Source organism: Stenotrophomonas sp. YJH_SMC_21 (assembly GCF_059369555.1).
In genome coordinates this window covers 31,294-52,938 of sequence record NZ_JCAFSU010000021.1, presented here as the reverse complement: position 1 = coordinate 52,938, position 21,645 = coordinate 31,294, and the positions used below count along the sequence as shown (strand labels likewise).

The 21,645-nt window shown below is 64.8% G+C and carries 23 protein-coding genes, 1 other RNA gene and 1 pseudogene; 17 read left to right on the top strand and 8 right to left on the bottom strand.

Annotation, left to right across the window (positions count from 1 at the left end):
* Positions 1–12 precede the first annotated feature (12 nt).
* The 6 genes from AC5P67_RS19040 to AC5P67_RS19015 all read left to right on the top strand — a co-directional run bounded on the left by AC5P67_RS19040 (position 13) and on the right by AC5P67_RS19015 (position 3,197).
* A complete protein-coding gene (locus tag AC5P67_RS19040) occupies positions 13–255 on the top strand; it encodes a hypothetical protein (protein WP_111193325.1) in 243 nt (80 codons plus the stop codon).
* 482 nt (positions 256–737) lie between these two features.
* The gene (locus AC5P67_RS19035) at positions 738–1,208 is read left to right on the top strand and encodes an acyl-CoA synthetase family protein (RefSeq protein ID WP_111193324.1); all 471 of its coding nucleotides are present in this window, start codon (positions 738–740) and stop codon (positions 1,206–1,208) included.
* Between the two features lie 111 nt (positions 1,209–1,319).
* Complete coding sequence (locus tag AC5P67_RS19030) at positions 1,320–2,126, top strand: hypothetical protein (protein ID WP_146256485.1); 807 nt, start codon at positions 1,320–1,322, stop codon at positions 2,124–2,126.
* Positions 2,127–2,207: 81 nt separating this feature from the next.
* Positions 2,208–2,396 carry a hypothetical protein gene (locus tag AC5P67_RS19025; RefSeq protein WP_181453178.1) on the top strand — a complete coding sequence of 63 codons (189 nt, stop codon included), beginning with the start codon at positions 2,208–2,210 and terminating at the stop codon, positions 2,394–2,396.
* A complete protein-coding gene (locus AC5P67_RS19020; RefSeq protein ID WP_111193322.1) occupies positions 2,323–2,601 on the top strand; it encodes a phage tail tape measure C-terminal domain-containing protein in 279 nt (92 codons plus the stop codon). Before AC5P67_RS19025 ends, AC5P67_RS19020 begins: the two co-directional genes overlap by 74 nt.
* A complete protein-coding gene (locus tag AC5P67_RS19015) occupies positions 2,565–3,197 on the top strand; it encodes an MPN domain-containing protein (RefSeq protein ID WP_241889290.1) in 633 nt (210 codons plus the stop codon). The genes AC5P67_RS19020 and AC5P67_RS19015 overlap by 37 nt, the downstream gene beginning before the upstream one ends.
* A gap of 131 nt (positions 3,198–3,328) precedes the next feature.
* Here AC5P67_RS19015 and AC5P67_RS19010 read toward each other — a convergent pair whose 3' ends face one another.
* Positions 3,329–4,531 carry an ATP-binding protein gene (locus tag AC5P67_RS19010; protein ID WP_111193321.1) on the bottom strand — a complete coding sequence of 401 codons (1,203 nt, stop codon included), beginning with the start codon at positions 4,529–4,531 and terminating at the stop codon, positions 3,329–3,331.
* Between the two features lie 152 nt (positions 4,532–4,683).
* Here AC5P67_RS19010 and AC5P67_RS19005 point away from each other — a divergent pair.
* Positions 4,684–5,192, top strand: a pseudogene (locus AC5P67_RS19005) (hypothetical protein).
* A 3-nt stretch (positions 5,193–5,195) separates the two neighbouring features.
* Here the strand turns inward: AC5P67_RS19005 and AC5P67_RS19000 are convergent.
* A complete protein-coding gene (locus tag AC5P67_RS19000) occupies positions 5,196–6,401 on the bottom strand; it encodes a tyrosine-type recombinase/integrase (RefSeq protein WP_241889289.1) in 1,206 nt (401 codons plus the stop codon).
* Positions 6,402–6,565: 164 nt separating this feature from the next.
* Positions 6,566–6,919, bottom strand: a transfer-messenger RNA (tmRNA) gene (gene ssrA, locus AC5P67_RS18995).
* Positions 6,920–7,138: 219 nt separating this feature from the next.
* On the opposite strand from ssrA, the gene AC5P67_RS18990 reads away from it, so the two are divergent.
* Positions 7,139–7,711 (top strand): hypothetical protein, encoded by a 573-nt coding sequence (locus AC5P67_RS18990; RefSeq protein WP_005409230.1) that lies wholly within the window; start codon positions 7,139–7,141, stop codon positions 7,709–7,711.
* Positions 7,712–7,834: 123 nt separating this feature from the next.
* Here AC5P67_RS18990 and smpB read toward each other — a convergent pair whose 3' ends face one another.
* Positions 7,835–8,338, bottom strand: coding sequence for an SsrA-binding protein SmpB (gene smpB / locus AC5P67_RS18985; protein WP_005409231.1), 504 nt, complete (start codon positions 8,336–8,338; stop codon positions 7,835–7,837).
* Between the two features lie 57 nt (positions 8,339–8,395).
* Between smpB and AC5P67_RS18980 the strand changes: the two genes are divergently transcribed.
* Positions 8,396–8,821, top strand: a complete 426-nt coding sequence (locus AC5P67_RS18980) for a type II toxin-antitoxin system RatA family toxin (protein ID WP_005409232.1) — start codon at positions 8,396–8,398, stop codon at positions 8,819–8,821.
* Positions 8,822–8,824: 3 nt separating this feature from the next.
* Complete coding sequence (locus AC5P67_RS18975; protein WP_005409233.1) at positions 8,825–9,082, top strand: RnfH family protein; 258 nt, start codon at positions 8,825–8,827, stop codon at positions 9,080–9,082.
* A gap of 34 nt (positions 9,083–9,116) precedes the next feature.
* Here the strand turns inward: AC5P67_RS18975 and AC5P67_RS18970 are convergent, their stop codons facing one another.
* The gene (locus AC5P67_RS18970) at positions 9,117–9,509 is read right to left on the bottom strand and encodes an outer membrane protein assembly factor BamE (protein ID WP_005409234.1); all 393 of its coding nucleotides are present in this window, start codon (positions 9,507–9,509) and stop codon (positions 9,117–9,119) included.
* A 103-nt stretch (positions 9,510–9,612) separates the two neighbouring features.
* Between AC5P67_RS18970 and fur the strand changes: the two genes are divergently transcribed.
* Positions 9,613–10,020 carry a ferric iron uptake transcriptional regulator gene (gene fur, locus AC5P67_RS18965; protein WP_005409235.1) on the top strand — a complete coding sequence of 136 codons (408 nt, stop codon included), beginning with the start codon at positions 9,613–9,615 and terminating at the stop codon, positions 10,018–10,020.
* Between the two features lie 63 nt (positions 10,021–10,083).
* Here fur and AC5P67_RS18960 read toward each other — a convergent pair whose 3' ends face one another.
* On the bottom strand, positions 10,084–11,340 hold the full coding sequence (locus tag AC5P67_RS18960) for an SGNH/GDSL hydrolase family protein (RefSeq protein ID WP_495215098.1): 1,257 nt from the start codon (positions 11,338–11,340) through the stop codon (positions 10,084–10,086).
* Between the two features lie 97 nt (positions 11,341–11,437).
* Here AC5P67_RS18960 and AC5P67_RS18955 point away from each other — a divergent pair, with 97 nt between their 5' ends.
* Positions 11,438–12,355, top strand: a complete 918-nt coding sequence (locus tag AC5P67_RS18955) for a LysR family transcriptional regulator (protein ID WP_005409237.1) — start codon at positions 11,438–11,440, stop codon at positions 12,353–12,355.
* Between the two features lie 109 nt (positions 12,356–12,464).
* Here AC5P67_RS18955 and recN read toward each other — a convergent pair whose 3' ends face one another.
* Complete coding sequence (gene recN / locus AC5P67_RS18950; protein ID WP_024958280.1) at positions 12,465–14,126, bottom strand: DNA repair protein RecN; 1,662 nt, start codon at positions 14,124–14,126, stop codon at positions 12,465–12,467.
* Between the two features lie 115 nt (positions 14,127–14,241).
* On the opposite strand from recN, the gene hrcA reads away from it, so the two are divergent.
* The 4 genes from hrcA (at position 14,242) to dnaJ (ending at position 19,269) form a co-directional block, all read left to right on the top strand.
* Positions 14,242–15,306 carry a heat-inducible transcriptional repressor HrcA gene (gene hrcA, locus AC5P67_RS18945; protein WP_308680466.1) on the top strand — a complete coding sequence of 355 codons (1,065 nt, stop codon included), beginning with the start codon at positions 14,242–14,244 and terminating at the stop codon, positions 15,304–15,306.
* A 63-nt stretch (positions 15,307–15,369) separates the two neighbouring features.
* Positions 15,370–15,885 carry a nucleotide exchange factor GrpE gene (gene grpE, locus AC5P67_RS18940; protein WP_049460534.1) on the top strand — a complete coding sequence of 172 codons (516 nt, stop codon included), beginning with the start codon at positions 15,370–15,372 and terminating at the stop codon, positions 15,883–15,885.
* 182 nt (positions 15,886–16,067) lie between these two features.
* Positions 16,068–17,990, top strand: coding sequence for a molecular chaperone DnaK (gene dnaK, locus AC5P67_RS18935; protein WP_495215096.1), 1,923 nt, complete (start codon positions 16,068–16,070; stop codon positions 17,988–17,990).
* Between the two features lie 154 nt (positions 17,991–18,144).
* Complete coding sequence (dnaJ, locus tag AC5P67_RS18930) at positions 18,145–19,269, top strand: molecular chaperone DnaJ (protein ID WP_005409242.1); 1,125 nt, start codon at positions 18,145–18,147, stop codon at positions 19,267–19,269.
* A 60-nt stretch (positions 19,270–19,329) separates the two neighbouring features.
* On the opposite strand, the gene AC5P67_RS18925 is transcribed toward dnaJ, so the two are convergent.
* Positions 19,330–20,127, bottom strand: coding sequence for an AraC family transcriptional regulator (locus tag AC5P67_RS18925; protein WP_043035461.1), 798 nt, complete (start codon positions 20,125–20,127; stop codon positions 19,330–19,332).
* Positions 20,128–20,199: 72 nt separating this feature from the next.
* Here AC5P67_RS18925 and AC5P67_RS18920 point away from each other — a divergent pair, with 72 nt between their 5' ends.
* Entirely contained in the window at positions 20,200–21,399 is a 1,200-nt protein-coding gene (locus tag AC5P67_RS18920; RefSeq protein ID WP_133050680.1) for an MFS transporter, read from the top strand.
* Positions 21,400–21,645: the final 246 nt, after the last annotated feature.

Genomic DNA, 21,645 nt, shown 5'->3' with positions numbered 1-21,645 from the left:
GAAGGAACGAGCATGCGTACAAGGCAGCCCAACCTGCATCTGGTCAGCAGCAACGAGATCCCCAACGAGGGTGAGCTGCAGGCCATGCGCGATGCCATCACCCGCATGAAGCGGAACCGGCAGCTGCTGGACGAGTTCTGCGCCGAGCAGGCGCGATTCGTCCGCGCTGAGTACTTGGCCTACGTAGAGGCGGGATTCACGCGGCCGCAGGCCATGCAGCTGGTGGCGGCGAAGCTGAGCCCTGCGAAGAAGTAATCGAAATGACCCAGTACACATGGAGCGTGCTTAGTTTCTTCCTTGGTCTGATCCTTGGTCACTGGTTGGCATTGGGCCGAGACAAGCGCAAGGAGTTCAACGAGCTGAGTGCACCACTGCGCTCGTGGGTTGTTCGGCAAATCGCAAGACCAGAGGACTTTTTGCAGCGACCTCTCCCGACGACGTCAGAGATCGATGCCCTTGCACGCAGGCTGTCCAGACGCAGACGTAAGCGCCTGGTCGCGACGTGGATTGAAATGAGCGAGGCGTATCGGAGCAACTTGACGCGAGATCCGTTGGGGGGGGAGTCCTTCCGACGGTCAGATCCTGGACTTGATGCCCTTAGAAGGCTCGAAAAGATGTTGCGTCCTCGCTAACCGACATAAGTCCCTTCCAGGGCCCGCCCACCAGCGGGCCTTTCTGTTTTTCAACGACCCGCCCCGTGGCGGGTTTTTTTACGCCCATCGCGAGGAGATACGGCTATGGCCGCTGAGGCAAAAACCAATGCAGGTTCGAAGCTCTACATCTGCGCCACCCCCAAGAATGCCGACCTGACCGAAACCGAGTTCGCGGCCCTGACCTTCGTCCAGGTGGAGAAGGTCGGCAGCATCGGCGAGCGCGGCATCAACACCAACATCGTGCAGTACGACACGCTGGACACGTTGGTTGCCCTGAAGGGCAAGGGCATCACCAACGCCGGCGACCCGCAGGTGGAGGTGGCCGAGGACCTGACCGACCCCGGCCAGGTGGCCCTGCGCGCTGCGGGCGCCCCCAACGTGCCGGACGCCTATGCGTTCAAGGTGGAACGGGCCGACGGGTCGGTCGAGTACCTGCGCGGTCTGGTGACCGGTCCCAACGTGCCCGGTGGCCGCAATGAGGACTTCATCCTCAACACCTTCACGCTGGCGCTGAACCAGGCGCCGATCACGGTGTCAGGTCCTGTTGCTCCCTAGGGCAGGGTGCTTGGCAGTCTCACTAAGGAGCTTCAATGCTCCTTCTCCCACCTACTACCTGGGAGGTGTCTCAGGAACTAGAATCTCCCCCAGAGTCTATTGGGGGGATTCATGTCCAGCGAAGACAGTGGCGCAATTGCCGAACTGAAAGAACAAGTAAAGAGCGCAGTATCAACTAGGCTCAATAGTCCATTTGTAGGGGCGTTTGTATTTAGCTGGCTGGCTTGGAATCATAGAGTTCTTTTTGTTCTATTTTCAGATATGAAGGTGGGGAAGCGGTTCGAATTCATTGATTATGAGATGTACCCTACGGCGTCGCAGTTTCTTATATTCAATATTGCGCTGCCATTCTTGTCTTCCGTCATCTACATAGTTGGCGTTCCTTGGGTGACGGAATGGGCGCACAAGTATGGGTTGTGGATGAAAAGGCGGCTGCTTACTGCTGAGCTTAAATCGCAAGACCGTACTGTCATGACGGAAGACCAAGCCGCAGATCTACGCGCCTACGCTCGAAAGAAGCACTATGAAACAAAGGAGGCGAAGAAGAGTCTTGCGGTTGCAAAGGCTGAGAATCGTAGGTTGGCCGCCATGCATGCGTTCTCTGCTGGGCTAGGAGAAGGGACGAAGATTGACGCTTTAAAGGCGTTCTTGACAAGTTATCGATTTTCAACCAAGCAGCGGGTGACAAGCGCCGCTGAACTCTCGAGCCATACTTTCGATTCGGAGGGTCAGGTGCAAAGTGACAGCAATGGCTTAAGACTGGCAGCGGAAGATTGGGAACTCACTAGTGACGGGCTGAAACTGCGTGACGGGGCGGGAGAGCTATTGGTAACTTTTAGCTTCGAGCCGAAGAGGGGCGTCTTCCAGGGGAGTATCCACGATGGATCGTACGTACTGATACCAGCCGAGCCGTTGTAGAGCGTTCGTTACGCTGATGATCCTTTGCGCAACCGTTGTCAATGAACCCGCCGATAGGCGGGTTTTTTTATGGAGTGATTTATGACCGAGCTGACCAACATCGTGGCGGCAGAGCGCCGCCTGGACATCCTCCACCCTGCCAACCAGGAGCCTGTCGGCCTGGTGCTGATCCTGCTGCCCGACAGCCAACGGCCTGATGAACAGCGCACTCGGCGGCTGGGAAGATGCCTGGGTGCGGTTCGCTCAGACCGGAAAGCTGTCGTTCCGTGACATGGCTAACGCCATCATCGCGGACCTGGCACGCATCGCTGCAAAGCAGGCGGCCGTGGGCGTCATCAATGCGGTGGCCGGCGCTTGGGGCGGCGGCGTGACCGCAGCGGGTAATGCAGCAGCGACCACCCGAACGCGTCTGCCGCCGCCTCTGACGCCGACCGTGTCATGTGCGAGGCCAGCGGCCTCCCGTGGCACATCGTGAGCGTGGGGCAGTGCGTCGGGGCTGATCCTGAGTGCGGCGACCTCCAGACCATCGAGCCCTGTGGTTACGAGGCGCCGCTGGTGATGCTCCTGATTCCGCAGCACAACGTACTGCTGGCTACCAGAGGCGGAGCCCAGTTTTTCCTGAAGATCTACGAGCTGGTCCTGCAAGCCAGCTTCCGTGCGGATTTCTCCATTGAAAAGCTGTCCGCCGAGATGGGATCAGTAATGGACCAGCTGTGGCCGAAGTACGAGAGGGCGGCGGCGGAGGCTGACCTACCAATCGAACAACTGGGGACCGAGATCATCCTGGGCGGTTGGTCGTCGGGAAGTGGCCGGATGATGGCCACTGCCTATGCCAAGAGCGACAGTCGGCGCGCAACCACGGCCCAGCCGATTGGTGGCCAGTTCGCGTCACCAGGTGATCCACTCAAGGGCGTCGCGCCCAGCATGCTGCAGGTCGATCTGATGACGGCTGGGCGGCTCCAGGCCAACTACCTCAATGAGCAGATGGGCCGGCAAGTGGCCGGTGGCCGTCTGCTGATCGGGTTCTTGCAGCAGGGCCAGGCGGTCGTGAAGGACCTAGGGCCGATCTGACGATTAGGGCCAGGGAGCTGGACGAATCGGCCGCACATGGCCGGAGGGTAGGGCGTCGACCGTGCCGGGGGCGTGTAGGTAAACCTATCCCGAAATGGAGGCGCCTGAGCGCCTCCGTGCCTGCTCAGGCCCTACTTTATCAGGCCTTCCGAATAGCCACGCATGATGATGTACGGCTTCATGAGTGGGCTTACGAACCTGTATCTCAATCGTCTCGCAACACCGACTCGTTCCAGAATGCCACCTCGAATGTCTTCGCTGAACTGCTTTAGGTGGCTTGAGAAATTCGGGATGTCGAGTGATCGACCGGTGATATCGCGAAGAGGGCCGCGCACCGAGGCCGCAGCGAAATACCCCATGTCATCGATTTCTGCGAGTGCACACGCGAGTAGGACTTCCTTATAAATGTTGCCTGGCTGGGCACTCTTTACGGCATCGTAGTAAGCAGTACGAATCGACTGATTCCACTGTTCCAGCGACTTTTTGATACCTTCATCAACATGAAAGCGCTGCACATGCATTGATCTGGCCGTTAGTGCAGATCGCGCACTGTAGAGCGCAAGCAGGTGTGCAATGTAGGGCACGCCTTGTGCGAGATGGACAAGGTGACTCTTCCCGCCTGGATCGATGGTCATCCCTAGGCGGGTCATCCCGTTGTCCACAATCAATGCAATCTCTTCGCTCGACATGCGCGGCATTGGAATCTGGACGAGCGCGCGTTCGATAGAGAGATGACCGGCAACGAGATCACCGACTGAGTCGGCGACGCCGATTAGCAGCATTGAGGCGTTAACACCGAAATCCGATAGGCCCTTGATCGTGTCCGAAATAAGGGTGCTTGTGGCAGAGTCTGGGTTTAGACGATCAAATTCATCAAGAACGATGAGAACGTTTGCCTGAGCGCCCAAGTGCGCCAGAGTTCTCCGCACATCGTCAGGAGTGATGCTGGCGGGCAAAGATGCTTCCAGTGGGGTCACCGTGGTCTTCAGCTCGGGTCTGAAGCCTGGTCCTGGTGCCTTCTGCGTGTAGGTTATTTCGCGGAATGCCTTACGCCAGATCGAGTCGAACGTGTCTTGGGCGTCGCAGTTGACCTTCGACACGATGTAGCCATTACCCTGCATCACTTGGATCAAGATGTTCGAAAGTGATGTCTTGCCTACGCCGCGCTCGCCGAATAGCACCGCGTGATATCCGCGTTGGGAGACAGCGTCCATGATCTTTGAGAGCTGGTCGAGTCGTCCGGCGAAGAGATCCAGTGCGTTCACCGGTGAGCCAGGCGTGAATACTTGGCCGGCACGCACCTTGATCGTGTCGAAATTGAGTTCGTCCTGCATCTGCCGTCTCTTGTCCTTATCCGATTGACAAAAGGTATTGCCTAAAGATCAATTGAGTCAAGAATTTTATTGAATGTTCCAAGTATCGGCCTGATTGCTGCAAGTTTGCTGCAATCTCAGGATGTGCGACCGCCGGGCGTATCCTTCCCGCCATGCTTCCATCCCGCGGCTACCAAGGCTTCCGCACCGCCCCGATCCCCGCTGGCTGGGTCCAGTTGGGGGAGAGCTGGGTGCTGTGGTGGAGCGGGCGACAGATCGCCAACGTAAGCCGCGGCGAGGATGGCGCTGTGCGGGTGCACCTGGATGCCCGCAAGATGTGGCAGATCAAGGACGTCCCGGCGGCCAGTACCAGTCAGGGCAAACGCTATGCCGAGCGGTGGTGCGCGGCCAGGCTCTACCCGGAGATGCGCCTGCGCGCCGCTGTGGCCCGGCTGCTGGACACGACACCATCAGCACCACTCGACCCACTGCCCGGCCTGCCGCCCCCCTGGAGCAGCAGCAACAGGCCAGGCGCCTGGCCGAGGCTGGGGCGAAGGAGGTCGAGCGGATCAAGGCAGCACTCGAACCGCGCAAGCCGCCGGCAGAGACAAAGCCCTGCCCGAAGGACGCCCGCAAGGTGTGGCTTAGGGCAGGGCTGCAGCAGATGCGCCGCGGCGTGTAGACGTCAAGCAACCCGCAGCTGCACCACGTTGCCGTCGCGCAGCCGGTCCAGGTAGTCCGCCCATTCCTGCATCATCCGGATCCGCTCATCGAGATGAGTCGTGCGGTTGTAGGCGCGTCCATTTGGGTCGCGCACGGCGTGCGCCAGCTGGTGCTCGATGATGTCCGGACGGAACCCGAGTACTTCGTCCAGCAGCGTGCGCGCGGTTGCACGGAAGCCGTGGCCGGTCACGGTGTCCTTGTCGAACCCCATGGCGCGCAGGGCGGCCAGCACCGCCACCTCCGACATTGGCCGATCCTTCTTGCCCCGGGCGGGGAACACGTACTTTCCTGACTCGGTGTATGGCTTCAGCTCGCGCAGGATCTCAACCGCCTGGCGCGCCAGCGGCACGATGTGAGGCTGCCGCATCTTCATGCGTGCTGCCGGAATCGCCCACAAGCCGGCATCAAGATCCATCTCTGTCCATTCGGCCTGCCGCAGCTCCCCTGAACGCACGAAGACCAAAGGCGCCAGCTTGAGCGCCGTGCTGACGATACCGGCGCCACGGTAGGCGTGCAGGGCGCGCAGCAGGCCGCCGAGCTGGACCGGATCCACCACCGCAGCGTGGTTCCGTTCTGGGGGTGGTACCAGAGCGCCGCGCAGGTCCGCAACCGGGTTCCGCTCGGCTCGGTCGGTCGCAACCGCGTATCGCATGACCTGGCCGCAGTTCTGCATAACACGGTGCGCGGACTCGAACGCCTGGCGCTCCTCCATCTTCCGGGCGATCTTCAGGAAGTCGGAGGCCTTCAGGTCTGCAGCGCGCAGCTTCCCGATGTGGGGGAAGACATCATTCTCGAACCAAGCCTGGACCTTCTTGCTGTACGTCGGCACCCAAGGGCGGGCTGTCAGCCACTCCCGGGCAATCGCCTCGAAGCTGGAAGCAGCATCCACGACGGCAGCAGTAGCGGCAGCCTTCTTCTGCTCGCCGGGGTCCACTCCGCCGCGCAGCAGGCGCCGGGCATCGTCGCGTGCATCCCTGGCGTTGGCCAAGCTCACGTCTGGATACAGGCCCAGTGCGAGCACCTTCTCCTTGCCGCCGAAGCGGTACTTCCAACGCCAGCTCTTGGCGCCGGCCACAGTGACGTAGAGGTAGAGGCCACCAGCATCGGACAACTTCTGCGGCTTGTCGGCTGGCTTCGCGCGGCGGATCGCGACGTCGGTCAGGGCCATGGGGGTATCGGCTTTTCGTGGGCGGTGCGATACCCCTAGATATACCCCCCAACGTCTCATAGCCTGCAACGGAACGGCATGGACAAGGGTGGAAAACGAAAAAGCCGGAGCCCCTTATTTGACGAGGGATTCCGGCTTTTCGTGGACCCTTGCGGACCCGGTATTGGTGGAGGTGGGCGGAATTGAACCGCCGTCCGAAGGCACTCCATCCCCAGCACTACATGCTTAGCTCACCGTTGGATCTCGTCCCCGAACAGCACGGCGTGCAAAGCGCATCCGGGAACCAGCCTGTTGTGTTCTAGTGCCGGACTGACAGGCAGCCACCCAGCGCGATTCCATGATAGTGACTCTACACCGCGAGCATGGACACAAGCGGTTTCGAGGCTTAGGCCTTAAGCGGCCAGAGCGTAGTTGTCGTCGTTGGCAACTAGAGTTTTGCAGCTGGATTTACGAGGAAAGCTACCCCCTCGGCATGCGCCAGGCGACTTCACAACCCCCGTCGAAACCAATGCACCCCCGGTTTCTACAGTGCTGCAAGGTACAGGGCCGATCCCGCGTTGCCACGGTCAGGGCCTGCCCAACGGTTGCAATGCTACGGCAAAACAGCTGAACAGTCACCTTTGCAATCCACAACACGTTGTAGAGCCGCCGTCATAGCGGATTGGTAACGTCATTGGCACGAATTTGCGACACACTGGCGACGACCATCCGAGCCAGGACAGACACGGAGACTGTGGGTGACCGATGCAAGCCAACAACGCAGCCTGCGACAGCTGATCGGGCCGGTCGGTGCCGACTATCAGCGGCGCGCGTTGCCGCCCGGCTGGGTCTGGGCCGTGCTGGCGGTGCTGCTGGCGGCCACCTGGGTGACGGAGTTGCCGGCCACAGCCGCGGCGGCCCTGGTCGCCAGCGCGGTGGTGGTGCACTGGTCGCAGCGCGGTCGCATCCATTGGCTCGGCTGGCGCCTACCGGGCCTGGCCGTACTGGCGGCCCTGCTGTGGGGGCCGGAAGTGCTGTCGCAGTGGTTCGAGCACGGGCTGGCCGTGGTCCTGATGTCGCTGGCCAGTCTCAGTATTGGCGTGCACGTGTGGCAGTCGCGGCAGTTGGCGCGCCAGCTGCAGGGCGCCGCCGATGCGCTGGATGATGCCCAGTTGCTGTCGTTGCTGCCCGATGATGCCGCGCAGCTGGCCCAGCAGTGGCGGGAAGGCGATGACCGCTACGCGCCGGAACTGGCGGTGGTGATGCACCTGGCGGTGATGCACGCGGCGCTGGCGCCGCGCATGCGCGGGCAGGGCATGCTGGCGGGGTGACCGCCTTTTGTAGCGTCGAGCCATGCTCGACTGCTTTTCTTACCGAAGCCGAGCATGGCTCGGCTCTACAGAAGACCAAGACAGCCGAGCATGGCCCGGCTTTACAGGTGATGCGCTGCGGCCTTACGCGTCGCGGTTGCCGCGACGCATCACGCGCTGCTTCTCGATCGCCCAGTCGCGGTCCTTGGCGGCATCGCGCTTGTCGTGGGTCTGCTTGCCCTTGGCCAGCGCGACTTCGAGCTTGATCTTGTTCTTGCTCCAGTACATCGCGGTGGGCACGATCGTGTAGCCATCGCGCTCGACCTTGCCGACCAGCTTGTCGATCTCGCTCCGGTGCAGCAGCAGCTTGCGCTCGCGCCGGTCGTTGGCCACCACGTGGGTGGAGGCCTGGATCAACGGGGTGATCTGGGCGCCGATCAGGAAGATCTCGCCGTGCTTCACGTAGGCGTAGGCATCGATGATGTTGCCGCGGCCAGCGCGGATCGACTTCACCTCCCAGCCCTGCAGTGCCAGGCCGGCCTCGAAGCGTTCTTCGATGTGGTACTCGTGGCGGGCACGCTTGTTCAACGCGATGGTCTTGTTGGCCGTCGCGCTCTTTGCTTTATCCTTGCCGCTGTTCTTGCTCATTTCCGTATTGTCTCCGATTCGGGCCCGCCCGGTCGATTGCCGAAACGCCCTGTATTCATGCCTACTATCCGCCGCAGCGCCCTGGTCGAACATTCGTCCGCGCGCATGTTCGACCTGGTCAACGATGTCCAGGCCTATCCGCGCCGCTTCCGCTGGTGCTCGGCTGCCCAGATCCTGGAGCAGGGCGAGGACCGGCTGGTGGCGCGCCTGGACCTTGGCCTGGGTTCGTTCAGCACCTGGTTCCAGACCGAAAACACCCTGCAGCGCCCGCACAGCATCGACATGCAGCTGCGCGATGGCCCGTTCAAGCAGTTGCACGGCCGCTGGGAATTCCATGCGCTGGCCGAGGACGCCTGCAAGGTCACCCTGACCCTGGAATTCGAGCCCAGCTCGCGCCTGCTGGGGCCGGCCCTGGCGATCGGCTTCCAGGGTCTGGCCGATCGGATGGTCAATGATTTCGTCCGCGTCGCCGACGAGGCCTGAGCGATGATCGAGGTCGAGGTGGTGCTGGCCTGGCCGCAGCAGGTGCTGTCGCGGCGGCTGCAGCTGGACGAGGGCGCGACCGTGGCCGATGCCATTGCCGCCGCCGCGCTGGAAGGCAGTGACCGATGCCCGGCCGTGGCCGTGCATGGCGTACTGGCGCGCCCGCAGCAGGTGTTGCTGGAGGGTGACCGCATTGAGCTGCTACGCCCGTTGCTGGCCGACCCCAAGGACAACCGCCGGCGACGCGCGCTCGGCGGTTGATGCCCGCAACCCGTCCGTGGGGACGGGCAGGGCCTCAGCGGCCCTTCTTCTTCTTGTCCTTCGGCAGGTTGCGGCCGAACTGGCGCACGGTCTGCTGGGCCAGGGCCTTGTCGTTGCCCGGGAAGTAATCGCCTTCCCAACGGGTCACGGTGTCATTCTCGAAGAACACCACGAAGTTCTTCACTTCAGTACGTCCCAGGCGGTTCACCCGCTGGCTGGAGGTGTAGTCCCAGCGCTGGGCGTGGAACGGATCGGGAATGGACGGGGTGCCCAGCAGCGCGGTGACCTGCTGCTTGCTCTGCCCGACCTGCAGCTTGGCCACGGCATCTTCCCGGATCAGGTTGCCCTGATAGATGGGTTGCTTGTAGATGATGCCGCACCCGGTGGTGGACAGGGCGACGGCGGCGACCAACAGGAGATTGCGCATCGGGACTGGCGGTTGGGGAAATCAAACCGATGATACACTCCCGGCGTGCCACCGCGACCCAATCCGAGGCAGCTGGCGCTAAATCGCCAATGAACGGAGACCTATGGAAACCCACGACCTGCGTAAAGTCGGCCTGAAGGTGACCCATCCGCGGATGCGGATCCTGGCGCTGCTCGAGCAGCGCAATGCCCAGCACCACATGACCGCCGAAGACATCTACCGCCAGCTGCTGGAGCATGGCGACGAGATCGGCCTGGCGACGGTGTACCGGGTGCTGACCCAGTTCGAGGCCGCCGGCCTCGTGCTCAAGCACAATTTCGAGGGCGGCCAGGCGGTCTACGAGCTTGACCGTGGCGGCCACCACGACCACATGGTCGACGTGGACAGCGGCAAGATCATCGAGTTCGAGAGCCATGAGATCGAGGAGCTGCAGCGCAAGATCGCAGCCGACCACGGCTACGAACTGGAAGAGCACTCGCTGGTGCTGTACGTGCGCAAGAAGCGCAAGTAAGCCGATCCAGCCAGCCAGATGCGACGAAACCCCGGGCCTGCCCGGGGTTTTTCGTTGCTGGGGTCAGGGCCCTTTCCTGAAGGGAACAGGCCCTGACCCCTTGCGACCCAGCAGGACCTCCAGATCCACCGCCTCGGCCATCGCCCGGTTCCCCGCATCACCCGGATGCAGGTGGTCGCCGGAATCGTAGGCGGCGGCCATCCGTGACGGATCGGCCGGATCGCGCAGGGCCGCGTCCAGGTCGATCACCGCGTCGAACGGCCCGTCGGTGCGCAGCCAGGCATTGAGCTGGCTGCGCAGGGCGTCCTTGTCCGGGTGGTGGTAGTCGTCCAGCGGCGTGCCGGGCAGGGCGCCGGCGAACGGCATCAGGGTGGCGCCGAGGATGCGTAGACCCCGCCGATGGGCCTGTTCGGCCAGGGCGCGGTAGCCCGCCTGCAGCTCGGCAAGCGTGGGCCGCGCCTGCTTGCGCGCGAAGGCGGTGCCGGGCCAGCTGATGTCATTGATGCCAACCAGCACGATCACGCTGGACACGCCAGGCTGATCCAGTGCATCGCGTTGGAAGCGGGCGAGCGCGGATTCCCCCATGCCGTCGTGCAAGAGGCGGCCACCGGAGATGCCGGCATTGACCACGGCGATGCCCCGCGGTGCCAAACGCGCGGCCAGATGGTCGGTCCAGCGCTGGTCCTGGTCGAGGCTGGCGGTGGCGCCGTCGGTGATCGAATCGCCGATCACCACCACGCTGCGTGCGCTGGTCGGCGCCTCGACCTCGATGCCGGCCAGGAACAGGCGGGCCGTGGTGCTGCTGGCCCCGCTCAGTGTCTGGGCCTGGCTCTGGTCGCCAGGCGCAATCCAACTGGTCTGCCTGCCCTCCCAATGGAACGTCTGTACCGGCATCGGTCCCGGCACGAAGACGCTGACCTGCAGCGCCTGCCGGTCAGCCGTGGCCAGTGGCAGCGGATCGCTCAGCCGTTCCTGCCCGGGGCCGATCAGCACTCCGGGCTGGCCTTCGAAACTGAGCGGCTGCGGGGTGTCCCCCGCCCGGGCGGCCACGCTCGCCGCCCCGATCCGCAGTGGTTGAGTGCCGTAGGCATTGCTCAGCCGCACCCGCAGCCGAGACCCGCCCAGGCTGATACGTGCCGTCTGGCGGAAGGTCTGGTCCTGCAGTGCGGCTGGGACCAGGGTCGGAAACAGGAATTCCGGGCCCCAGACCGGTTGCGGGCTGGCCTGCCAGCTGGCGACCCAGTGCGGCGCAGGGGCGGCGCTGGCGGCACTGGACAGGCCGATCAATGCGGTTGTGACGAGCTGGCTGAAACGATTCATCGGGCAATCCCGGGTGGAGGGAAGGCCATGGTGATTCCGTACTCATCTGTGAACTAGACTGCGCATGGACAATCATCTGTGAACTGGATTCATTGCCATGGCGCGCTCCGACATCAACCGATCCGGCGAACTGGAAGTGTTCGTGCGGGTGATCGAGACCGGGGGCTTTTCCGCAGCCGCCCGAACGTTGGAGATGACCCCGTCGGCGGTCAGCAAGCTGGTGGCGAGGCTGGAACAACGGCTGGGGACGCGCCTGCTGCAGCGTTCCACCCGCCAGCTGCAGCTGACTCCCGAGGGCTGCGCGTTCTACGAGCGCGGCCTGCGCGTGCTGGCCGACCTGGACGAGGCCGAGCGCTGTGCCAGTGCTCACGCCGAGCCGCGTGGACGCCTGCGGGTCAATTCCAACGTGCCGTTCGGCCAGCATTTCCTGTTGCCGTTGCTGCCGGCGTTCCTGCAGCGCAATCCGCAGGTAGGCGTGGACCTGACCCTCAACGACGAGGTGATCGACCTGCTGGAGCAGCGCACCGACGTGGCGGTGCGGGCCGGTCCGCTGAAGAGCTCGAGCCTGGTGGCGCGGCGGCTGGGCGCGACGCGGATGATGATCGTGGCTGCACCGGCCTACGCGCAGCGGCACGGGCTGCCACGCACTGCCGAGGAGCTGCAGTCGCACAACCGGCTGGATATCGGCCATGCGCGCGCGATGCAGGGCTGGCCGTTGCTGCAGGACGGGCGCGAACGCATGCTGCTGCCCAGTGGCAACGCCCGCGCCAGCAACGGCGATGCGCTGCGCCAGCTGGTGCTGGGTGGGTTGGGCATGGCGCGGCTGGCAGCATTCCAGGTGCAGCAGGATATTGCCGCCGGGCGCCTGCTGCCGGTGCTGGAAGAGGCCAACCCCGGTGACCTGGAAGAGGTGCACGCGGTGTTCCTGGGGCAGGGCGGCTACCTGCCGCTGCGGGTGCGCGCGTTTCTTGATTTCCTGGTGGAGAACGTCGACCTGACGCAGCCACGGGGGTAGTGCCGGCCGCTGGCCGGCAACCTCACGATCTTCGACCCCTCGCATCGGTTGCCGGCCAGCGGCCGGCACTACCGTGCGGAAGCCGGGCCTATGCCCGGCTCGGGCGGCGTTACACCTGCAGCAGCTTGCGCGCGGCGGCGCGCGCTTCCTTGCTCACTTCCACGCCGCCGAGCATGCGCGCCAGCTCTTCCTCGCGCGCCTTGCTGTCCAGCTTTTCCACGGCGCTCTGGGTCATGCCTTCCACCGGGGCCTTGCTGACCCGGTAATGGGCATGGCCCTTGGAGGCAACCTGCGGCAGGTGGGTCACGCACAGCACCTGGCGCTTCTCGCCGAGCGCGCGCAGCTTCTGGCCGACGATGTCGGCTACCGCGCCGCCGATGCCGGAGTCGACTTCGTCGAACACCATGGTCGGCACTGCGTCCAGGTCCAGCGCGGCCACTTCGATGGCCAGCGAGATGCGTGACAGTTCGCCGCCGGAGGCCACCTTGCGCAGGGCGCGCGGCGGCTGGCCGGCATTGGCTGCGACCAGGAATTCCACGCGCTCGGCACCCTGCGGGTCGGGCTTGCCGGCGTCCTGCGGTTCCAGCTCGATCAGGAACTGGCCGCCGCCCATGCCCAGCTCGGCGATGATGCCGGTGGTGGTGGCCGACAGTTCGGCAGCAGCGCTGCGACGGCTGGCGGTCAGCACTTCGGCCTGTGCGCGCCAGGCGGCGGCGGCCTTCTCGATCTCGCCGGCCAGGCGCTGCAGGCGTTCGTCGGCGCCGCGCAGCTGTTCCACTTCGGCGTGCATGCGCTCGCGCTGTGCACCCAGCTCGTCCATCGGCACGCGGTGCTTGCGGGCCAGGTCGTGCAGACGGCCGAGGCGGCGCTCGTTCTCCTCGAACTGTTCCGGGTCGGCGTCGAGGTCGTCATGCACCCGATCCAGCAGCGACAGGGCTTCGTGCAGCTGGATCGAAGCGTTCTCGATCAGGCCATCCACCTCGCCCAGGCGCGGGTCGTGCTCGATCAGGCGCGACAGCTCATGGCGCACCTGCTGCAGCAGGTCCAGCGCGGAGCTGCCGTCGTCGCCGTTGAGCTGGTTGCTGGCGGCCTGGCAGGCGCTCAGCAGGGCGCTGGCATGGGCCTGGCGGCGGTGGCTGGCGCCGAGTGCGGCAATCGACTCCGGCTCCAGGTCTTCACGGTCCAGCTCGCGCAGCTGGTGCTCCAGGAAGCCGATCCGGTCACTGACGTCGCCCTGTTGCGACAGCGCCAGCGATTCATCGACCAATGCCTGCCAGGCCGCGGCGGCGCGTCGCACCTGGCGGCGTTCGTTCTCGTTGCGCGCATAGGCGTCGAGCAGGGCCAGCTGCGACGGGCGCGTCAGCAGGGCCTGCTGTTCGTGCTGTCCGTGGATCTCCACCAGCAGCGAGGCCAGGTCGCCCAGTTGCGCCAGGGTCACCGGGCGGCCGTTGATCCAGGCCCGCGAACCGCCATCGGCGCGGATGACCCGGCGCAGCTGGCACTGCTCCTCGTCGTCCAGCTCGTTGTCGGCCAGCCACTGGCGTGCAGCCTGCAGCTGCTCCAGCGCAAACTCGGCCGAAAGCTCGGCGCGCGCGGCGCCGTGGCGGACCACGCCGCTGTCGGCGCGCAGGCCGGACAGGAAGCCCAGCGCGTCGACCATCAGCGACTTGCCGGCGCCGGTCTCGCCTGAAACCACGGTCATGCCTGGCCCGAACTCCAGTTCGGTGGCGCGGACGACGGCGAAATCCTTGATCGAAAGATGTCTGAGCATGGGTAAGGGGGTATCAGCAGCCGCGCAACGCTAGCACGCGGGCGAGGGAGGTCCAATGACTTGCCAAGGTGATGCGCCGCCATTATCTAGTGTCCGTGTCTCACAGGTTGATTCCATGCACGGTTCTCCCGACCAGCTTGCCCCGCGTGCGCGCCATCTGCTGCGCACGCTGATCGCGCGTTACATCCAGGACGGTGAGCCGGTCGGCTCGCAGACGCTGGCGCGCGTGGCCGGGCTGGAGGTCAGTCCGGCGACCATACGCAACATCCTGGGTGACCTGGAAGACCTGGGGCTGCTGGCCTCGCCGCACACCTCCGCCGGGCGCGTCCCGACGGCACATGGCTACCGGGTCTTCGTCGACAGCCTGCTGCAGATGCAGCCGCCGGGCGAAGGCGAGCTGGCCCGGTTGCGCCAGGAACTGGCTGGCGGCGGCAGCACCCAGGCCCTGCTCGGCAGCGCCTCGGAGCTGTTGTCGGCGATGAGCCACTTCGTCGGCGTGGTCAGCGCGCCGCGACGCGAGCAGTTCGCCTTCCGCCAGATCGACTTCGTGGCGCTGGACGGGCGCCGGGTGCTGGCGATCCTGGTGTTTGCCGACAACGAGGTGCAGAACCGCGTCATCGAGACCCGGCAGGAGTTTGCGCCGGGTCAGCTGGAGCAGGTCGCGAACTATCTCAATGCCCATTTCGCCGGCCTGCCGATGGCCGAGATCCGCACCCGACTGCTGCTGGAACTGCGCGATGCCCGCTCCGAGCTGGAACAGCTGCTGGCGCACAGCATCGAGCTGGCCGAACAGGCCCTGCAGCCGGCTGCCGACGACATGCTGGTGGCCGGCCAGACCCGCCTGATGGGGGTGCAGGACCTGTCCGACCTGGAGCGCCTGCGCGAGCTGTTCGAGCTGTTCTCCAGCAAGCGGGAGATCCTGCAGCTGCTGGAGCGGACCATCCAGGCGCCCGGCGTGCGCATCTTCATCGGCGAGGAGACCGGGATGATGCCGCTGCAGGGCGTCTCGCTGGTCACTGCCCCTTACTCGGCCAATGGCCAGGTGCTGGGCGTGCTGGGGGTGATCGGCCCCAAGCGGATGGCCTACGACCGCGTGATCCCGCTGGTCCAGGCTACCGCCGATGTACTGGGCGCGGCGTTTTCGCCAGCCGGCCGCCCGCCGGGAACATCCGACGCTTGAAACGCAGCATCCCGCCCACACTAGGGTGGGTGGAGGCGGAGATTGACCGCCAGGGACCCAGACATGAACCACGAACAGCCAGATATCGAATCCCAGCAGAGTGCCGCCGATGCGGCCGCCACCGCCGGCGTCAACGACGAAGTCGAGCGCCTGCGCGCCGAAATCGAACAGGTCAAGGCCGATGCCCTGCGTGAGCGCGCCGACCTGGAGAACCAGCGCAAGCGCGTTGCCCGTGACATCGAACAGGCCCGCAAGTTCGCCAACGAGAAGCTGCTGGGCGATCTGCTCCCCGTGTTCGACAGCCTGGATGCCGGCCTGAAGGCCGCCGGCGACGAACCGCACCCGCTGCGCGAAGGCCTGGAGCTGACCTACAAGCAGCTGCTGAAGGTGGCCGCCGACAACGGACTGGTCCTGCTGGACCCGATCGGCCAGCCGTTCAACCCGGAACACCACCAGGCCATCAGCCAGGTGCCGACGCCGGGCGCCGCCCCGGGCAGCGTGGTGACCGTGTTCCAGAAGGGCTACCTGCTCAACGAGCGCCTGCTGCGGCCGGCGCTGGTGGTGGTGGCCGCCGATTGATGGACCAGGCCGGGCTTTGCCCGGTCCCGGTTGTGCCAGGCCATGCCTGGCAAGGTTTTCCAGGCGCTGAACACAGCGTTCGGGAGATGGCTTGAATGTTCCACGAGCCTCCCCCACATCGTATTCATCCACCGGCCGAACGGCCGGACTGACACCAACAAGCATCCTCAGGAGTCTCCCCCATGGGCAAGATCATTGGTATCGACCTCGGCACCACCAACTCGTGCGTGGCGATCATGGACGGCGGCAAGGCCCGCGTCATCGAGAATTCGGAAGGCGATCGCACCACCCCGTCGATCGTCGCCTACACCAAGGACGGCGAAGTCCTGGTCGGTGCCTCGGCCAAGCGCCAGGCCGTGACCAACCCGAAGAACACCTTCTACGCGGTGAAGCGCCTGATCGGCCGCAAGTTCACCGACGCCGAAGTGCAGAAGGACATCGCGCACGTCCCGTACAGCATCCTGGCCCATGACAATGGCGACGCCTGGGTGGCCACCAGCGACGGCAAGAAGATGGCCCCGCAGGAAATCTCGGCCAAGGTGCTGGAAAAGATGAAGAAGACCGCCGAGGACTTCCTCGGTGAGAAGGTCACCGAAGCGGTCATCACCGTGCCGGCCTACTTCAACGACAGCCAGCGCCAGGCAACCAAGGACGCCGGCCGCATCGCCGGCCTGGACGTCAAGCGCATCATCAACGAGCCGACCGCGGCCGCGCTGGCCTATGGCCTGGACAAGGGCGACAACAAGGATCGCAAGATCGTGGTGTACGACCTGGGCGGCGGCACCTTCGACGTCTCGGTGATCGAGATCGCCAACGTCGACGGTGAAAAGCAGTTCGAAGTGCTGGCCACCAACGGCGACACGTTCCTGGGTGGCGAAGACTTCGACAACCGCGTCATCGAGTACCTGATTGAAGAGTTCAACAAGGACCAGGGCATCGACCTGCGCAAGGATCCGCTGGCCCTGCAGCGCCTGAAGGATGCTGCCGAGCGCGCCAAGATCGAGCTGTCCAGCGCCCAGCAGACCGAAGTGAACCTGCCGTACGTCACCGCTGACGCGTCGGGTCCGAAGCACCTGAACATCAAGCTGACCCGCGCCAAGCTGGAAGCCCTGGTGGACGACCTGATCAAGAAGTCGATCGAGCCGTGCCGCGTCGCCCTGAACGATGCCGGCCTGCGTTCGAGCGACATCAGCGAAGTGATCCTGGTCGGCGGCCAGACCCGCATGCCGAAGGTGCAGCAGGCGGTGACCGAGTTCTTCGGCAAGGAACCGCGCAAGGACGTCAACCCGGACGAAGCCGTGGCACTGGGTGCGGCGATCCAGGGCGGCGTGCTGGGCGGCGACGTCAAGGACGTGCTGCTGCTGGACGTGACCCCGCTGTCGCTGGGCATCGAGACCATGGGCGGCGTGTTCACCAAGATCATCGAGAAGAACACCACCATCCCGACCAAGGCCTCGCAGGTGTTCTCCACCGCCGAGGACAACCAGTCGGCCGTGACCGTGCACGTGCTGCAGGGTGAGCGCGAACAGGCCCGCTTCAACAAGTCGCTGGCCAAGTTCGACCTGTCCGGCATCGAGCCGGCCCCGCGTGGCCTGCCGCAGGTGGAAGTGTCCTTCGACATCGACGCCAACGGCATCCTGCACGTGTCGGCCAAGGACAAGAAGACCAACAAGGAACAGAAGGTCGAGATCAAGGCCGGTTCGGGCCTGTCCGAGGAAGAGATCGCGCGCATGGTCGCCGACGCGGAAGCCAACCGCGAAGAAGACAAGAAGTTCCAGGAGCTGGTGCAGGCCCGCAACCAGGCCGACGCCCTGATCCACGGCACCCGCAGCGCCATCACCGAGCACGGCAGCAAGGTCGGCGGCGATGTCATCGGCAAGGTCGAGGCGGCCCTGGCCGACCTGGAAACCGCGATGAAGGGTGACGACAAGGCACAGATCGAGGCCAAGTCGAAGGTGCTGGAAGAAGCCGGCCAGTCGCTGTTCGCCGCTGCTTCGGCCGACCAGGGCGGTGCCCCGGGTGCCGACGCCGGCAATGCCGGCAAGGCGCAGGACGACGTGGTCGACGCCGAGTTCACCGAAGTCAAGGACGACAAGAAGTCCTGATCCGGACCGACACGGGACGCTGGCCACCAGCGTCCCGTTGTCGCATCAGGGTCCTGACCGCCCACCGGCGTGTCGGGGCGCCCGACGCAAGAGCGGACCTGGTTCCGCTCTTCCGCTTTGACGAATCCCGACTTTCCGGAACCAGATCCACGATATGAGCAAGCGCGATTATTACGAAGTGCTGGGCGTTGCCCGCACCGCCACCGACGACGAGCTGAAGAAGGCGTACCGTCGCTGCGCGATGAAGTTCCACCCGGACCGCAACCCGGGTGATGCGGCGGCCGAAGCCTCCTTCAAGGAGTGCAAGGAAGCCTACGAAGTGCTGTCCGACGGCAACAAGCGCCGCATGTACGACAGCCATGGCCACGCGGCGTTCGAGCACGGCATGGGCGGCGGCGGGCCGGGCGGCCCGGACATGAACGATATCTTCGGCGATATCTTCGGCAACATCTTTGGCGGCGGTGGCGGTGGTCCGCGCCAGGCGCGTCGCGGCGCCGATATCGGCTACGTGATGGAGCTGGACCTGGAAGAAGCCGTGCGCGGCGTCGAGCGCCGCATCGAGATTCCGACCCTGGCCGAGTGCGGCGACTGCGATGGCAGTGGCTCCGAGGACGGCAAGGTCGAAACCTGCAATGTGTGCCATGGCCGCGGCCAGGTGCGCATCCAGCGCGGCATCTTCGCAATGCAGCAGGCCTGCCACAACTGCGGCGGCCGTGGCCAGATCATCGCCAAGCCCTGCAAGACCTGCCACGGCAACGGCCGTGTCGAGGAAGACAAGGTGCTGTCGGTGAAGGTGCCGGCCGGCGTCGATACCGGCGACCGCATCCGCCTGCAGGGCGAGGGCGAAGCCGGTCCGGCCGGTACGCCACCGGGCGACCTGTACGTGGAAGTGCGCGTGCGCGAGCATGCGATCTTCCAGCGCGATGGCGACGACCTGCACTGCGAAGTGCCGATCCGCATCTCGCAGGCGGCACTGGGTGACACCGTGCGCGTGGCGACCCTCGGCGGCGAAGCGGAGATCCGCATTCCGGCCGAGACCCAGACCGGCAAGCTGTTCCGCCTGCGCGGCAAGGGCGTGCGTTCGGTGCGCAGCCGCAGCGAGGGCGACCTGTACTGCCGGGTGGTGGTGGAGACTCCGGTCAACCTCACCCCTGAGCAGCGCAAGCTGCTGGAACAGTTCGAAGCCACCTTCGTCGGCGAGGAAGCACGCAAGCATTCGCCGAAGTCGGCCACCTTCATGGATGGCGTGAAGGGCTTCTGGGACCGGATGACGTCCTGAGTCTTTCAACCGAAGCGTTGAGCGGTAGCGCCGGGCCATGCCCGGCGTTTTCGTTTGCGATCAGCGGAAAAACGCCGCCGGCGTCTGCCCCAGCTGGCGCTTGAACATGCTGGTGAACGCGCTGGGGCTGTCGTAGCCCATCGCCAGCGCGACATCGATGACCTTGTCGCCGACCGCCAGCCGCTCCAATGCGGCCAGCAGTCGCGCCTGCTGTCGCCACTGGCCGAAGGTCATGCCCAGCTCGTGGGCGAAGTGGCGCTGGATGGTTTTCACGTCCACTTCCAGCGCCTGTGCCCAGTCCTGCAGCGTGGCGTCGTCGCCGGGGTGCTTCTGGATGTGCTGGCAGATCCGCTGCAGGCGCGGGTCGGTGGGCGAGGGCAGGTGCAGCGGGAGCACGTCCATGCGATGCAGTTCGTCCAGCAGCAGGCGCACCACGCGGCCATCGCGGCTGTCTTCGATGTGCTCGCCCTTGATCAGGGTGGCTGCCTGCAGCAGTTCGCGCAGCAGCGGTGCCACCTGTACCGCGAACGGTTCGGCCGGCAACTGCGGGGCGAACGACGGATCGATGTACAGGCTGCGCATGTGCACGGCGGCAATGCAGTCCACCGCGTGCACCATGCCCGCCGGCATCCAGATCGCACGGGTGGAGGGCACGACCCAGCGACCGACTTCCGAGCGCACCACCATCAGCCCCGAGATGGCATAGACCAGCTGGTGGCGCTGGTGCTTGTGGCCTGCGATATGGGTGCCTGCCGGGTACTGGGTAACCCGGTAGGTGACCGGACGATGCAGTGGCACATCACGCCACGGCGCAGCCGGGTCGACATCGCCGGCAATGTCCTTTTTGCGATAGGCCATGACCCGAACGCGGCAGAAGGGAGGGGAGGGCAACCGTAGCATGCGTGGCTCGCCCCCAACCTGACTGCGTCCATGTCCGCCTTGGCTTCTCCCGCAACGACCTCACGTCCGGTGGCTCCCGGTGTGCTGGCAGCTATTTCCACCTCGCATGTCGTCAACGACATGATGCAGTCGCTGATCCTGGCCATCTATCCAGTGATCAAGGGCGGCTTCAACCTGAGCTTCACCCAGATCGGCCTGATCACGCTGACCTACCAGCTGACCGCTTCGATCTTCCAGCCACTGGTTGGAGCCGCCACCGACCGTCGCCCGGCGCCGTACTCGCTGCCGATCGGCATGGCCTCGACCCTGTGCGGCATGCTGCTGCTCGGCTTCGCGCCGAACTATGCGGTGGTGCTGATGGCTGCGGCGATGGTCGGCATTGGTTCGGCCATTTTCCATCCGGAAGCATCGCGCATTGCGCGGCTGGCCTCGGGTGGCCGCCATGGCTTCGCGCAGTCGGTGTTCCAGGTGGGCGGCAATTTCGGTACCGCGCTCGGTCCATTGATTGCTGCAGCGGTGATCGTGCCGCATGGCCAGCATGCCGCGTCGTGGTTTGCCGGCGCCGCGCTGATCGGCATTGCACTGCTGACCTATGTCGGCCGCTGGTACGCGCTGCACCTGGGCACCCCGCGCCCGGCCAGCACCGCCTCGATGGCTCCGCGCCATCCCCCGCGCACCGTGGCCAAGGTGCTGGCGATCCTGCTGGTGCTGATCTTCAGCAAGTACTTCTACATGGCCAGCATCGGCAGCTACTTCACCTTCTACCTGATCCACCACTTCGGCATTCCGGTGGCACAGGCGCAGCTGCATCTGTTCGCATTCCTGGTGGCGTCCGCCGCCGGCGGCTTCCTCGGTGGCCCGCTGGGCGATCGCATCGGCCGCAAGCCGATCATCTGGACCTCGATCCTGGGCGTTGCGCCGTTCGCCCTGATGCTGCCGCATGCCGATCTGTTCTGGACCACGGTGCTGGCGGTGCTGATCGGCTTCGTGTTGTCCTCGGCGTTCTCGGCGATCGTGGTCTACGCGCAGGAAATGATGCCGCACCGTATCGGCATGGTGTCCGGCCTGTTCTTCGGCTTTGCGTTCGGCATGGGTGGACTGGGTGCTGCCGTGCTCGGCCTGCTGGCGGACAAGACCAGCATCGAGTACGTCTACCAGTTGACCGCGTTCCTGCCGCTGCTCGGCATCGTGGCGGCGTGTCTGCCGCCGTCGCGGCCTGCTGTTCACTGAGGGGTGCTTCTTTTTGCAGGGCTGCGCCCTGCACCCGCAGAGGCAACGGCAAAAGCCAAAGCGCGCTATCGGTGGATTGGCGGGGTGGGTCCGGTTGAGGGGGACACTGCAAGTACGTCCATGTAGCTCGGTCGCGCCGTTTTCCGCGATCTGTCGGAACAGCGTTCTGCTTTGGTGGGTGCCGACCGTTGGTCGGCACGGGGTCGGATATCGATATTTGACAGACGTGTCGATCAACGGACGACA